The sequence below is a fragment of the Nonomuraea longicatena genome (assembly GCF_039525605.1).
Lineage (GTDB): Bacteria > Actinomycetota > Actinomycetes > Streptosporangiales > Streptosporangiaceae > Nonomuraea > Nonomuraea longicatena.
The window spans coordinates 15,602-28,748 of record NZ_BAAAHQ010000038.1; the positions used below are offsets into that span (position 1 = coordinate 15,602).

13 protein-coding genes are annotated in these 13,147 nt (G+C 70.8%); 6 read left to right on the forward strand and 7 right to left on the reverse strand.

The window, feature by feature from the left end:
* Positions 1 to 48 precede the first annotated feature (48 nt).
* Positions 49 to 2,265, forward strand: coding sequence for an MMPL family transporter (locus ABD120_RS29820; protein WP_343953489.1), 2,217 nt, complete (start codon positions 49 to 51; stop codon positions 2,263 to 2,265).
* Here the strand turns inward: ABD120_RS29820 and ABD120_RS29825 are convergent.
* The 4 genes from ABD120_RS29825 to ABD120_RS29840 all read right to left on the reverse strand — a co-directional run bounded on the left by ABD120_RS29825 (position 2,255) and on the right by ABD120_RS29840 (position 4,795).
* Positions 2,255 to 3,343 (reverse strand): alcohol dehydrogenase catalytic domain-containing protein, encoded by a 1,089-nt coding sequence (locus ABD120_RS29825; RefSeq protein ID WP_343953490.1) that lies wholly within the window; start codon positions 3,341 to 3,343, stop codon positions 2,255 to 2,257. The two genes, ABD120_RS29820 and ABD120_RS29825, sit on opposite strands and share 11 nt — an antisense overlap.
* Before the next feature lie 94 nt (positions 3,344 to 3,437).
* Entirely contained in the window at positions 3,438 to 3,596 is a 159-nt protein-coding gene (locus ABD120_RS29830; protein ID WP_343953491.1) for a hypothetical protein, read from the reverse strand.
* A gap of 42 nt (positions 3,597 to 3,638) precedes the next feature.
* Positions 3,639 to 3,989, reverse strand: a complete 351-nt coding sequence (locus tag ABD120_RS29835) for a hypothetical protein (RefSeq protein WP_343953492.1) — start codon at positions 3,987 to 3,989, stop codon at positions 3,639 to 3,641.
* Positions 3,986 to 4,795 carry an SAM-dependent methyltransferase gene (locus ABD120_RS29840; RefSeq protein ID WP_343953493.1) on the reverse strand — a complete coding sequence of 270 codons (810 nt, stop codon included), beginning with the start codon at positions 4,793 to 4,795 and terminating at the stop codon, positions 3,986 to 3,988. Before ABD120_RS29840 ends, ABD120_RS29835 begins: the two co-directional genes overlap by 4 nt.
* A 301-nt stretch (positions 4,796 to 5,096) precedes the next feature.
* Here ABD120_RS29840 and ABD120_RS29845 point away from each other — a divergent pair, with 301 nt between their 5' ends.
* Entirely contained in the window at positions 5,097 to 6,431 is a 1,335-nt protein-coding gene (locus tag ABD120_RS29845) for an NsdA family TPR-like regulatory protein (RefSeq protein WP_343953494.1), read from the forward strand.
* A gap of 125 nt (positions 6,432 to 6,556) precedes the next feature.
* Positions 6,557 to 7,222, forward strand: a complete 666-nt coding sequence (locus ABD120_RS29850; protein WP_343953495.1) for a YdcF family protein — start codon at positions 6,557 to 6,559, stop codon at positions 7,220 to 7,222.
* Positions 7,223 to 7,319: 97 nt separating this feature from the next.
* Here ABD120_RS29850 and ABD120_RS29855 read toward each other — a convergent pair whose 3' ends face one another.
* Positions 7,320 to 8,165 carry an alpha/beta hydrolase gene (locus tag ABD120_RS29855; protein ID WP_343953496.1) on the reverse strand — a complete coding sequence of 282 codons (846 nt, stop codon included), beginning with the start codon at positions 8,163 to 8,165 and terminating at the stop codon, positions 7,320 to 7,322.
* Between the two features lie 234 nt (positions 8,166 to 8,399).
* Positions 8,400 to 8,888 carry a hypothetical protein gene (locus ABD120_RS29860; protein WP_343953497.1) on the reverse strand — a complete coding sequence of 163 codons (489 nt, stop codon included), beginning with the start codon at positions 8,886 to 8,888 and terminating at the stop codon, positions 8,400 to 8,402.
* A 249-nt stretch (positions 8,889 to 9,137) separates the two neighbouring features.
* Here ABD120_RS29860 and ABD120_RS29865 point away from each other — a divergent pair, with 249 nt between their 5' ends.
* Both ABD120_RS29865 and ABD120_RS29870 read left to right on the forward strand, forming a co-directional pair.
* Positions 9,138 to 10,235: an acyl-CoA dehydrogenase family protein gene (locus ABD120_RS29865; RefSeq protein ID WP_343953498.1), complete on the forward strand. Its 1,098-nt coding sequence runs from the start codon at positions 9,138 to 9,140 to the stop codon at positions 10,233 to 10,235.
* Positions 10,232 to 11,155, forward strand: coding sequence for an acyl-CoA dehydrogenase family protein (locus ABD120_RS29870; protein WP_343953499.1), 924 nt, complete (start codon positions 10,232 to 10,234; stop codon positions 11,153 to 11,155). Before ABD120_RS29865 ends, ABD120_RS29870 begins: the two co-directional genes overlap by 4 nt.
* 32 nt (positions 11,156 to 11,187) lie before the next feature.
* On the opposite strand, the gene ABD120_RS29875 is transcribed toward ABD120_RS29870, so the two are convergent.
* Positions 11,188 to 12,075 carry an SDR family oxidoreductase gene (locus ABD120_RS29875; protein ID WP_343953500.1) on the reverse strand — a complete coding sequence of 296 codons (888 nt, stop codon included), beginning with the start codon at positions 12,073 to 12,075 and terminating at the stop codon, positions 11,188 to 11,190.
* A 63-nt stretch (positions 12,076 to 12,138) separates the two neighbouring features.
* On the opposite strand from ABD120_RS29875, the gene ABD120_RS29880 reads away from it, so the two are divergent.
* Positions 12,139 to 13,146, forward strand: a complete 1,008-nt coding sequence (locus tag ABD120_RS29880) for a helix-turn-helix transcriptional regulator (RefSeq protein WP_343953501.1) — start codon at positions 12,139 to 12,141, stop codon at positions 13,144 to 13,146.
* The last annotated feature ends 1 nt before the right edge of the window (position 13,147 follow it).

Consider the following 13,147-nt stretch of genomic DNA (forward strand, 5'->3'; position numbering starts at 1 on the left):
ACTGTCTGCACTGTAGGCGCTGTACGGGCGTACAGGACGGGCGTAACAATGACAGAGTTTCTCGGCAGGCTCGGCGGCTGGTGCGCGAGGCACGGCCGCGTCGTGCTGGCACTGTGGGTGGTCCTCGCGGCCGGGCTGATGCTCGGCAGCCTGGCGGCGGGCCGCCCGGTCAGCAGCGACGTCTCCATCCCGGGGACCGACTCGCAACGCGCGCACGACCTCGTGCGCGACGGGTTCGGGCCGGGCTACGACCCCGGCGGAACCGTGCAGCTCGTGCTGTACACCGCGCAGGGCACACTGGCGGAACCCGCGCGCAAGCAGGCCGTCGAACGCGTGGTCGCGGACCTCGGGCGGGCGCCGCACGTGGCCCGGGTGGATCCGCCGTACCGGCCGGGCGGCCTCGCCTCCAACCTGCGGATCGGTGTGATCACGGTCCGCATGAGCGGGCACGACCCCACCACGCTCGCCCAGAACACCGAGGTGCTGTCGAAGGCGGCGGAGCCGGCGCGCGCGGCCGGGATCGAGGTCGTGCCCGCCGACAACTCCACCCCGGCCGACAAGGAGATCAAGACCGGGCCCAGCGAGGTCGTCGGCGTGCTCTGCGCCCTGGTCGTGCTCGTGCTCGCCTTCGGCACGCTGGTCGCCGCGCTGGTGCCGATCTTCACCGCGCTGGTCAGCGTGGCCGCCGGCCTCGGCCTGATCGGACTGCTCGGCCACGTCGTGGACGTGCCCAAGCAGGCGGGCATCATGGCCACGATGATCGGCCTCGGCGTCGGCATCGACTACGCGCTCTTCCTGCTCTCCCGCCACCGCAGACTGCTCGCGAGCGGCGTGGGCGTGCAGGAGTCGGTGCGCAGGACGGTCGCGAGCTCGGGCGGCGCCGTGGTGTTCGCGGGCGGCACGGTCATGGTCGCGTTGAGCGCGCTCATGCTCGGCGGCTTCCCGCTGCTGCGCACGCTCGGCTGGATCACCGCCATCTCCGTGGTCTTCGCGGTGCTCACCTCGGTCACGCTGGTGCCCGCCCTGCTCGGCGTGCTCGGCACCCGGGTCAACGCGCTCAAGGTGCCCTTCCTCGGTCGCAGGGGCGGCGGCGAGTCCACCGGATGGGCCGGGCTCGGCCACTGGGTGGCGCGGCGGCCGTGGCGGGTCCTGCTCGGCAGCGTGCTGGTGCTGGGCGCGCTCGCCGCCCCCGCCCTGTCGCTCAAGCTGGGGCCGCTCGACGACGGGTACGGCCTGGCCGACTCACCCGCCCGCCGCTCCTACGAGCTCATGGCCACCGGCTTCGGCCCCGGCAGCAACGGCCCGCTGCTCGTCGTCGCCGACCTGGGCGCGAAGGCCGCCTCCGCCGCCGACCCCGTCGTGACAGACCTGGTGAAGCGGATCGGCGAGGTGGACGGCGTCGCGCACGCCGTCCCCGCCGCGCTGCACGAGTCCGGCCGCTCGGTGCTCGTCCAGGCGATCCCCGACCACGCACCGAGCGACCCGGAGGCGGCCGAGGTCGTGAAGCGGGTGCGCGCGCTCAGCCAGCCGGACCGGCCGCTGCACGTGGGCGGCGAGGTGGCGGCCCTGTCCGACGCCGGCGCCCGCGTCTCCGAGCGCACCCCGCTGGTCATCGGCGTGGTGGTGCTGCTCAGCGCGTTGCTCCTGCTGCTCGCCTTCCGCGCCCCCGTCGTCGCGATCAAGGCGGCGCTGATGAACCTGGTCTCGCTCGGCGCCGCCTTCGGCGCGCTCGCGCTGGTCTTCTCCCATGGCCTCGGCAGCGGCCTGGTCGGCATGGACGCGCCCGCCGGCGCCTCCTTCGTCGACACGGTCTTCTTCAGCGTGCCGATCGAGTCGTACGTGCCGCTGATGCTGTTCGCGGTGCTGTTCGGGCTGTCCATGGACTACGAGGTGTTCCTGCTGACCGCCGTGCGCCAGGCCTACCTTCGGCACGGCGACGACCGCCGCTCGGTCGCCGACGGGCTCGGCTCGACCGGCCGGGTGATCACCTCGGCCGCGCTGATCATGGTGGCGGTCTTCGTGGCCTTCATCGCCTACCCGGACCCGCTGGTCAAGACGTTCGGCGTGGGGCTCGCGGTGGCCATCGCCGTTGACGCCACGATCATCAGGGGCTTCCTGGTGCCCGCGACCATGGTCCTGCTGGGCCGGATCAACTGGTGGTGCCCGCGCTGGCTCGACCGCCTGCTGCCCGACCTGTCCGTCGAGGGGCACGAGGAGGACGAACCGGCCGAGCGCAGGGAGCCGGTCGGATCCGTCAGGGGATGATCACCGTACGGGCGACCCGCCCGGCGCGGACGTGGGCGACGGCGTCGCCGATCCGTTCCAGCGGCAGGCACTCGCTGATGAGCCCGGCCGGGTCGAGGCGGCCGCGCCGGACGAGCGCGGCGAGCATCGGCAGGTCGCGGTGCGGCGCCGCGTCGCCGCCCTGCGTGCCCATGAGGCGCCGGGAGGAGAACAGCAGCGCGGCGTCCAGCCGTACGTGCTCGCCGTGTGGCGGGCTGCCGACCATGACGGTGGTCCCGCCGGGGCGGGTGGCGGCGAAGGCGGCCTCCAGCACGCCGGGCACACCGGTGCAGTCGAAGGCGTACTCGGTGCCGCCGCGCACGACCTCGCGGACCTGACGCGGCAGGTCGGCGGCCACCAGCGTGTCCGTCGCGCCGAAACGCTCCGCGAGGGCGAGCTTGGCCTCCGACACGTCGGCGGCGACGATCGTGGCGGCCCCCGCGAGGACGGCGCCCTGGACGACGTTGAGGCCGACGCCGCCGCAGCCGACGACGAGCACGCTCGCGCCGGGGCGCACCCCGGCGACGTTGAGCACGGCGCCGACGCCGGTGACGACGCCGCACGCGAGCAGGCTCATCGCGGGGAAGGGGTCCTCGGGTGCCAGCCGTACGCACATGGCCGCGTTGACGACGGCGTACTCGGCGAACGCGCCGATGCCGATGAACCTGGGGGTCTCGACCCCGTCCAGCCTGATCCGGGGGGCGCCGCCGGCGATGGCGGTCGTGCGGGCGGTGCCGGAGCACAGGTGGAAGCGTCCTGCGCCGCAGGCGGCGCAGGCGCCGCACGGGCCGTTCATGGCGATGAGCACGGGGTCGCCGGGGGTCAGGCGGGTCACGCCCGCGCCGACGCTCTCGACGACTCCGGCGCTCTCGTGGCCCAGGATGTACGGTGGCCGGCGCACGAGCGCGCTCTTGCCGTCCAGGGCCTTGAGGTCGGAGCCGCACACGCCGGAGGCCCGGATCCGGACCCGCATCTCGCCCGGCCCCGGGTCGTCGATCTCGACCTCGCGGATCTCCAGGGGCCGCCCGAACCCGGTGAGGACCGCCGCTCGCATCAGCATGCCCGCACGATAGCAAGCAAATGCTTGGTTGAGAATCGCTGTCCGATGTAGTGGAACGCGAGCTGTACCTGCGTGACCTGGCAGCCTGGGTTCGCTACCTGAGGTAGTGGAGCTCAGGGTCGGGGTTGGCCTTGACCGCGTAGTAGAACTCGATGTCCCCGAGGTGACCCCTGATCTGCGCGACGTGCTCGCGCAGTGCGGGCAGGTCGTAGACGTAGGCCGGGTACCGGCCGATGGTCGCTGCGGTCGTCATCCTCACTCCTTGTGTAGCCGACACTCGATGATCTGACGGGTCTCATATCGCGGCTCCGTGGATGATGAGATCCCACAGTTCGTCCGCCCCTCGTTGTGTGGTTTGGGGGCTCAGGTAGTGGAGGAGGCCGGTGTTGGCGGCGATGATGCGGCGGATGCGATACACGCCACCGCAGGTGAGTTCCTCGTAGCTGACCGGCTGGCAGAGGCACGTGTGGCGGAGCACTCGGGCCGCCTTCCCGAAGCGGCGGCGCCACCAGTCGGCTTCGAGCTCCCACGTCACGGTGACGGGCTTCGGGCGGGCGGGAGCAGGGCAGTGGGGCTCGCCGCACCTGGGCCAGCGCTGGGCGGGCACCGGCAGCAGACGATCCGATGCCGCGTCCAGGCCGCTCACCGACCCTCCTTGAGCGGGAGGGTGGCGACGCCGCCGATAAACGTGGTGGGCTCGTCGAAGAACAGGTAGTGGATCGATTCGGGCGGCAGCTCGGCCCAGCTCCACCGGCCGCCGACCAGGTCCCGGACCTTCCGCGCGGGCCGGAGCCGTATCAGGATGCCCGCGTTGGCGCATGCGGCGGTGGCCGTCTCGATCGCCTGTTTCGGGAGGGTGCCGGGGTCCACGTGGCTGAGGATGAGCCTGCTGCCCGGCGGCAGTGTGTCGGCCAGGGTGCCCAGCACGGCGGTCAGTTCGCCGTCGGTGAGAAACTCGGCGAGCCCGGTCATCACGACGGCGACGGGCTCGGCGAGGTCGATCCGTGCGCGGACGTAGGGGTGTCCGAGAACGCTGCCGAGGTCGTCGCGTACGTCGGCCCGCATCACTTCGACGGCGGGGCCGTCCGCGAGCAGGGCGCGGGCGTGGGCGGTCACCACCGGGTCGTGGTCCACGTAGAGGACGTGGGCGTCCGGGTTGGCCTTGAGAGCCGTCTCGTGGACGGTTTCCCTGAGGGGGTATCCGCACTTGAGGTCCACGATCAGGCCGCAGCCGGACTCGGCCGCCGCCTCCACGGCCTCCAGGGCGAAGGAGCGGCAGGATTGCACGGCATAGGCCAGGCCGGGCAGCCAGAACTTCAGGCTTTCGGCGAGGTCCCGGTCGGGCGCGCGGTGATCCTTGCCGAGCAGCAGGTAGTCGTACAGGCGGGAGACATTGGGCCTTGTCGGGTCCAGCGCCGCGTTGAGGGCGATGGCCGTGTCACTCGTGGACACGCTCTGGTGAGGAAGCGGGACTGTGGATAGTTTGGTCATGGGTCAGGACCTCTTTCCTGATCAAGGGCTCGCCGCATGCCGCGACCAAACCGCGTGCGGTGAGCCCGTCTTGTTTCCGATGGGGCCATGACGGCTGTATTCGACACGCGCAGGACGTTCAGCGCGTGCTGTGTTTCGGCGGGTTCCGCTTTTCTAGCGACGGACCTGCGTTGATGACATAGTGAAGTCAGCTCGGGTGCACCGGAACAGTGATGGCGTAGACAATCTGTAGCCATAAATGGCTACAACTCATGGAGACCCGATGGATGAGAATCGCGAGCACAGTGACGTGGGTGCGGTCATCCTCGGCCTGGTCATGCGGCATTGGAGAGAATGCGTCCGAAATACGCCTATTCGTCCCATTGCTGACCAGTTGCGTACCCACTTCACCAACCTGGCTCGATGGGAGCGTGGTGAGCGACTCCCGCCCAAGAACAGGCTGCGCGAGCTGGACGCGGCCTACGGCACAGGTGATCTCTTGGCGTCTATCTACGCCTTGGTGACACGGATGAACACGCCCGCCGAGTTGGAAATCCGTGATGTGGGTATTCTCGATAGAGGTGCCCCAATTCGTAGCAATCATGGAGATGACGACATGGAGCGTCGCGCTGCTATGCGGCTACTTGCCGCTCTCGGAGCCGGAGCTGCGATCCCCGCGGGAAGCCTCGAAAGCCTCTTTTCCGGCGTCGATTTCGCCATAGGCGGTCGCGAGGGGCTTGGAGTAGATGACTGGGAACAGGTCGTGTGGGAGCACGGCTTGACATACCCGATACGTCCATCCGCCGAGCTGGTGGGCCGGACGACGGCAGATCTCGCCGAGATTTCACGTCTACTGGGTCGTGCCACGTCACCCGAGGTCCGCACAGGGCTCCTGCGCAGCAGCGCCGAGCTGGCCACTCTGCTCGGCATGGAGCTCGACGATGTCGGCCAGCACGATGCCGCGTCGCGTTCATGGATAGCGGCGCGGCGGGCCGCCGACGCTGCCGACGATCGGGATCTCCGGGTGTGGGTCCGGGCTCGGGAAGCGATGTACGCCTACTGGTCGGACCGTCCACATCAAGTCGCCTCACGTCTCGCCGACGACGCCGTGCAGATCGCGGACGGAGTGCCGAGCAGCGGCCTCGCCAGAGCCTTGGGCGTCCAAGCGTTCCTGGCCGCATCGCAGGGAGACGCGGCTAGAGCGTGGGCCGCTCTGGACGAGCTCCGGCGGACCTACGACCGGCTGCCGGCGTCAGTGACGAGTGACAACAGCACCACTCCGCTGTGGAGCTTCTCCGAACGGCGGATGCTGTGGGCCATCGCCTACCCGTCCGCGCTGATCGGCGAACCGGCCAAGGTCGACAAGGCCGTGAACGAGGCACTGCCGCTGTATCCGGACACCTTCGCCGGGGACCGAGTGGACCTCCACCTCATGCAGGTCCTCGGCGGCGTACGTGATGCGAACATCCAGGACGGCCTGGCCCAAGCGGTCACGGTCAGCGGTCAGTGGCCGATAGGCGCGTCCAGACGACGAATCATCGGACAGATCATCGGCTCTCTCCCGGACACGGCCCGAACTCTCCCGGCCGCCACCCACTTGAGGGAAATGACGGCCTGATCCTGGCCCTCCCGGCTGGCGACGCTGCCCTCCGCCTTCTCAGACCCGCCATTCCCGTCCGGTGCGGCTTTCTCGATCCGCGGGGCCGAACGGTCTGCGGCGACGGTGACCAGGGAGACACATCCGTGAGCAGCAACACCACGATCGGCGATGAGATCCGCGAGCAGGCGCTGCTCATCTGGGACTATCACCGGATGCGGCATCAGGCGCGGCCGTGCGACGCGGCGATCGGGCTGGGCAGCCATGACCTCGGAGTGGCCGATACCGCCGCCCGCCTCTACCACGACGGTCTGTTCTCCACCCTGGTCTTCTCCGGCGGCAACAGCCCCACCACCCGCGAGCGGTTCCCACGCGGCGAAGCCGTCCACTTCCGGGAGCGCGCCATCGACCTCGGCGTGCCCGAGCACGCGATCCTCCTCGAACCCGACGCGGGCAACACGGGCGCCAACATCGCCCTCTCGCGGAAGGTGCTGGCCGAAGCGGGGGTCATCCCGCGCAGCCTGCTCCTGATCTCCAAGCCGTACATGGAGCGACGCGCGTACGCCACGGCACGCCGGGTCTGGCCCGAGGTCCAGGTGGTGTGCGCCTCCGAGCCGCTGACGTTCGACGACTACCTCACCTCGATCGGCGACGGTCGGCTGGTCGTGGACATGCTCGTCGGCGACCTCCAATGGGTGATCGAGTACCCCAAGCTCGGCTTCGCCGTCACGCAGGAGGTTCCTGGCGAGGTGCATGCCGCCTATAAGGCACTTGTCCGGGCCGGATTCGATAGCCGACTTCTTACGCCCTGAGCCGGAGTTCACCAGCCGAAGAAGAGCAGCGATCCATCCGCCGGACCTGATTCCTTGGGCTGGCCGGTGACCGGAGGTACGTGCTCTGCTGGAGTTCCTAGCTGATCGTCCTGTTGCGTAGGCGACCATCTCGCAGCCATCCCGAGACTGTCTGGATCACTGCCGCTTGCCATGCCTGGCTCTGTGGGTTGTGGTACTGCGGGTCGTCGTGGACGGCGAAGGTGTGTTGCGCGCCCTCTACTTCGACCAGGTCGCAAGGGGCGGTGTACTGGGACACGGCCACGCGGGAAGACTCGATCGGTATGAGGGTGTCCTTGGTGCCGTGCACGATGAGGGTCGGAGCCTTGATCAAACCGATGGCGGTGTGTGGCTGCAGCCAGAAGACCTCGTTGAGAAGGGGCCGACCGTGCCTCAGAGTGGGCCTGAAGGTGATGGACCCCTGCACAGTGAGCTGGTGGGCGACTTCTTCGTCCAGATAGTCGTCGTGCCAGTAGGGGCGGCTGTCTATGGTGCGCTTCTTGTAGTCGAGCTGCGGGTTGAGCTGGACCAGTCGGGACACTTCGTCAGGTCGGTGGGCGGCGTAGTAGCCGCAGATGCCGCCTCCGAAACTTGTGCCGAGCAGACTCGTCTTCGCGACTCCGGTCGTTTCGCGGATCTGATGGAGTGCGGCACGGATGTCGTTGAGGATGGTCGCGAGGGTCAGTTCTTCTTGCCGGCCCTGACTCTCACCGTGCCCGCGCAGGTCGAAGCGCAGGGACGCCATTCCGGCATCGCTCAGCCCGCGCGCCAACCGGGTGAAGAATCCGCTCTCGTGCCGCGTTACCCCGCCCCCGTGAACCAGAACGACAGCATGATCAGGGGGTTCCGCAGGTGTGACGAGTGTTCCGGCCAGGTGGAGGCCGTCGAGGGTGCGGAAGGTGATTTCTTGCTCGGTTGCCGTCACAACCAGCAGCATACGAAACGAAGAAGGTCACTGACAGGGCCGCCACGACAGCGGGTGGCGTGGCGTTCAACGTCATGCTTGCGCCCTCGGGGAAGGCGATCGACCTGCGACACCCCGTTCGTGATTGCGTGCACCGGATTCTGGGCGCTGGGGGGAAGGTGTCAGGGGATCGGGCGATACGCAGGGCGTGTCGCCCGATCCTCAGTACAGCGCTTGCCTCGGTCGAGGCGTCGGTCAGGAGGTCAGGCGCAGGGACCTGACGTTGTCGTTGTGGCTGGCGGGCAGGCCGGACTGGTCGCCGGTCCGGTGGATCTCGGAGCCGCCGTAGTTGGCGGCCGTGTAGAGGCGGGCGTTGTGGCAGCGGTTGAACAGCCGGTAGGAGGAGACCCTGCCGCCCCACGAGCCGGTGTCCCGGAAGCCGTAGCCCTCGCCGTCGCAGGGGCCGAACCGGCCTTCGAAGGTGGTCGAGCCGCCCTGGTATCCGGCGTGCTCGTACCAGGTCGTGAGGAGGCTTGCCCGGTTGACGTGCAGGTCCTCCGCGTTGTCCGAGCAGGTCCTGGAGACGACGCGGGAGACCGACTCGCCAGGCTTGAGCGTGTCGAGGACGACCCGGCAGTGCCGTCCGGTCTCGGTGGGCGGGGCGGCCTGGGCGGGCAAAACGCCCACGGCGGCGATCGAGAGCAGGGCCGCGCCGAGGGCGGAGGCGCCGAGTGTGATTCGCATTCTCTTCTCCAAATCGCAGGTCCGAACGCTCAGACAGCGGAATTGCCGTGCGGTGTCGGGGGCTGGCCCGTCGCGGTGTTCCGCCGTCCTCGCCCATGACGCTGTCATTCGCGCTGCTACCAGGTGGAATGCGGCAGGTCGCCCTGGTGATCCCGCCATCCTCTTTTTGCGGTCAGGTGAACAAGCGGCCCGCGTCGATTCATGGCCGGGCGTGTGGCGGCTTTACCAAGCGTGCGCTAGTTTGGTGGCGTGGATCTCGACTTCACGCCCGCAGAACTGGAGTTCCGCGCCACCGTCCGCGCCTGGTTGGCCGCGCACACGCCCGCCGCGCTGCCGTCCATGGACACCGCCGACGGCTTCGCCGCCCACCGCGCGTGGGAGGCCGTGCTCGCCGCCGACCGGCTGTCGGCCGTCTCCTGGCCCCGCGAGTACGGCGGACGCGACGCCACCCTCGTCGAATGGCTCATCTTCGAGGAGGAGTACTGGGCGGCCGGAGCCCCCGGCCGTGTCACCCAGAACGGGATCTTCCTGCTCGCCCCCACCCTCATGCGCTTCGGCACACCCGAGCAACGCGCCCGCTGGCTGCCCCGCATGGCCCGCGCCGACGACGTGTGGGCGCAGGCGTGGTCGGAACCCGAGGCGGGCAGCGACCTGGCCGCCCTCACCTCCCGCGCCGAACGGGTCCCCGGCGGCTGGCGCCTGTCCGGACACAAGACGTGGAGTTCGCGGGCGGCGTTCGCGACCCACGGCTTCGGCCTGTTCAGGACCTCGGGCACCCGCCACAAGGGCCTGACGTACTTCCTGTTCCCGCTGGCCGGGGCCGACGTCCGTCCCATCGCGCAACTCGACGGCGAGACCGGGTTCGCCGAGATCTTCCTCGACGGGCTGCGCGTGCCGGACGACATGGTCCTCGGCGCGCCGGGCGACGGCTGGCGGATCGCCATGGCCACCACCTCCTCCGAACGCGGCCTCGCCCTCCGCAGCCCCGGCCGCTTCCTCGCCACCGCCGACCGGCTGCTCGGGCTGGCCACCGACGACCCCGTGCTCGCCGACCGGGCCGCCCGCTGCTGGATCGACGCCGAGGCCTACCGGCTGCACACCTTCGCCACCGCCCGCAGGCTCGCGGACGGCCACGAGATCGGCGCCGCCGCCAGCATGGGCAAGATCTACTGGTCCGAGCTCGACCTGCGCATGCACACCCTGGCCATGGACATCCTCGGCCCCCGGGCGGCCGCCACCGCCTGGCACGACGGGTACCTGTTCGCGCTCGCCGGGCCCATCTACGCGGGCACCAACGAGATCCAGCGCAACATCGTCGCCGAACGCGTCCTGGGGATGCCCCGATGAACTTCGCCTTCACCGACGACCAACTCGCCTTCGCCGGGGCGGTGCGGGAGGTGCTCCGTACGCACTGCCCGCCCGCCGCGCTGCGCACCGAGCGCACCCCTGCCTGGGAGCAGCTTGCCTCGCTCGGGCTGTTCACCGCGCTCGTCCCCGAGACGGCCGGCGGGCTCGGACTGCGGCTCGCCGACCTCGTCCCCGCGCTGGAGGAGACCGGCCGGGCGTGCCTGCCGGGACCGGTCGCCGAGACCGCCGTCGCCGGGCCGTACCTGGTGGCGGAGCCCTCGCTTTCGGCCGGCCTCAAGGTCGCCTTCGGCCCGGCGGAGCTCGTGGCCGACGCCGACCTCGCCGACCTGATCGTGTCCTGTGGCCGGATCTCCGGTACGGCGAGGCTCCAGCCCGTGCCCGGCACCGACCCCTGCCGGAGGATGTTCGAGGTCGAGCTCGCCGGGTCCGCGCCCGTGGACACCTCCGTCGCGCTGCCGCTCGTCACCGTGGCCACGGCCGCGCAACTGCTCGGCGTCGGCCACCACCTGGTGGACGGCGCCGTCGCCTACGCGCGAGCCCGCACGCAGTTCGGGGTGCCGGTGGGGTCGTTCCAGGCGGTCAAGCACCAGCTCGCGGACGCGGCCGTCGCGCTCGAGTTCGCCGCGCCGCTCGTGTACCGGGCGGCGCTCACGGCCGGGCCGCCCGCGTCGGCCTCGGCGGTGCGGGACGTCAGCGCCGCCAAGGCGGCGGCGGGGGAGGCCGCCATGCTGGCCGCCCGGGTGGCGCTCCAGGTGCACGGGGCCGTGGGGTACACCGAGGAGCTGGACCTGCGGTTCTGGATGGCGCGGGCCCGGTCCCTGTCCTCCTTGTACGGCACCAGCGCCCGGCACCGGGCCACCGTACGGGCCACGCTGACCTCCGCGCCCCGGTACCCGTGAGAGCCGGACCCCGGGTTCCACTTCCAGGCAGGTCAGCGGAAGTCCGCGACATGGTCGCGGGCCCATTCGGCGTAGCCGCGCGGGGGGCGCCCGGTGACCTGCTCCACGTCCGGCCAGACCCGCATCAGCGCCGACCAGTCCTGCTCGGCGTAGCCGCCGTCGTCCGGGGCGGCGCCGCCGTACTCGACGAAGCCCAGCACGAGGTCGGCCGACTCGGCGGCGAACCCGCCCTGCGCCCTCATGAGCTCACGGGCGCGCTCGCGGCTGACCTCCTCGTAGCGGACCTCCTCGCCCAGCGCCGCGCCGATGGCCGCGACCTGCTCGCGAACGGTGACCAGGCCCGGCCCGGTCAGGGTGTACGCCTTGCCGTGATGGCCGTCCCGCAGCAGCGCGGCGACGGCCACCGCGGCGATGTCGGCCTCGTGGATCAGGTTCATCGGCTCGTCCGCGAACGGGTGGCGCACCACCCGCTCGGCCCGGATGGACGGCGCCCAGATCTGCAGCAGGTTCGTCATGAAGCCGCACGGCCGCACATGCGTCCATTCCAGCCCGGACTCCTCCACCGCCTGCTCCACCGGGCTGACGTGCAGACCGGCGGTCACCGACGCCGCCGACAACACCACGATGCGCCGTACGCCCGCCCGCCGGGCCAGCGCGACGACCTCACGGGCGCTCTCCTCCACCGGGAACAGGTACAGGCGGTCCACGCCGTCCAGCGCGGCGGCCACGCTCGCGGGTGCGGTGAGGTCGCCCGGGACGACCTCCACCTGAGGCGGCAGCCCGGCCGCCGCGGGGTTGCGGGTCAGCGCCCGCACCTCGGGGCCCGCCTGTACGAGCTGGTCCACCACATGGCGGCCGACGATCCCCGTCGCTCCGGTCACCAGGATCTTCATCTGCGTCGCCTCCGCTGTGTCGTTCACGAGAGCAACGTTAGAGTGGCTTCCGGTCACTTTCTGACCGGAAGGCGGGGGAGTCTGGGAATCATGGCGAACACGAGCGCGCGCATGCTGCGACTGCTGTCCCTCCTGCAGACCCACCGCCACTGGCCCGGCCTGGAGCTGGCCGACCGGCTCGCCGTCAGCGAGCGCACCCTGCGCCGCGACATCGATCGGCTGCGTGAACTCGGCTACCCGGTGCACTCCGGCCGAGGCTCCGCCGGTGGCTACCAACTGCGGTCCGGCATCGCGATGCCGCCCCTGCTGCTCGACGACGAGGAGGCCGTCGCCATCGCCGTCGGCCTGCGCACCGCCGCCGGCGGAACCGTCGAAGGACTGGAGGAGACGTCGCTCCGCGCGCTGACCAAGGTCGTCCAGGTGATGCCACCCCGGCTGCGCCGCCGGGTGGACGCCCTGCGCGCCTTCACCGTCACCGCGCCGGCGGGCGGTCCCCAGATCGAGGCCGCCACGCTCACCGTGATCGCCCAGGCGTGCCGCGACGACGAACGCCTCACCTTCACCTACACCGCCCCGTCCGGCGAACCGGACACCCGGCTGGTCGAACCGCACCGGCTCGTCTCGCTCAAGCGCCGCTGGTACCTGGTCGCCTGGGACCTCGACCGCGCCGACTGGCGCATCTTCCGCCTCGACCGCCTCACCGGCCCGGCCGCCACCGGGGCCCGCTTCCGGCCGCGCGAGCTGCCCGCCGCCGACGCCGCCGCCTACGTCGCCGACCGGCTCGGCGCCCGCCCCACCCGCTACGACATCACCGTCCGCTTCCACGCCCCGGCGGGTACGGTCGAGCCGGTCGTCGCAGTCACCGGCGGCCACGTCGAACCCGTCGACGACCGCTCCTGCCGCCTTCGCATGCAGGTGGACGCCTTCGACTGGCCGGTGTTCATCCTCGCCGCGGTGGGCGCGCGCTTCGACGTCGTCGATCCCCCCGAGTTCCGCGACCACCTACGCGACATCGGCCGGCTCTTCCTGCGCGCCGGCACCTCCGAGCAGGGGCGCGGTCACGCAGGGGGGCGAAGGACACCTCGTCGCTCGGGGTGAC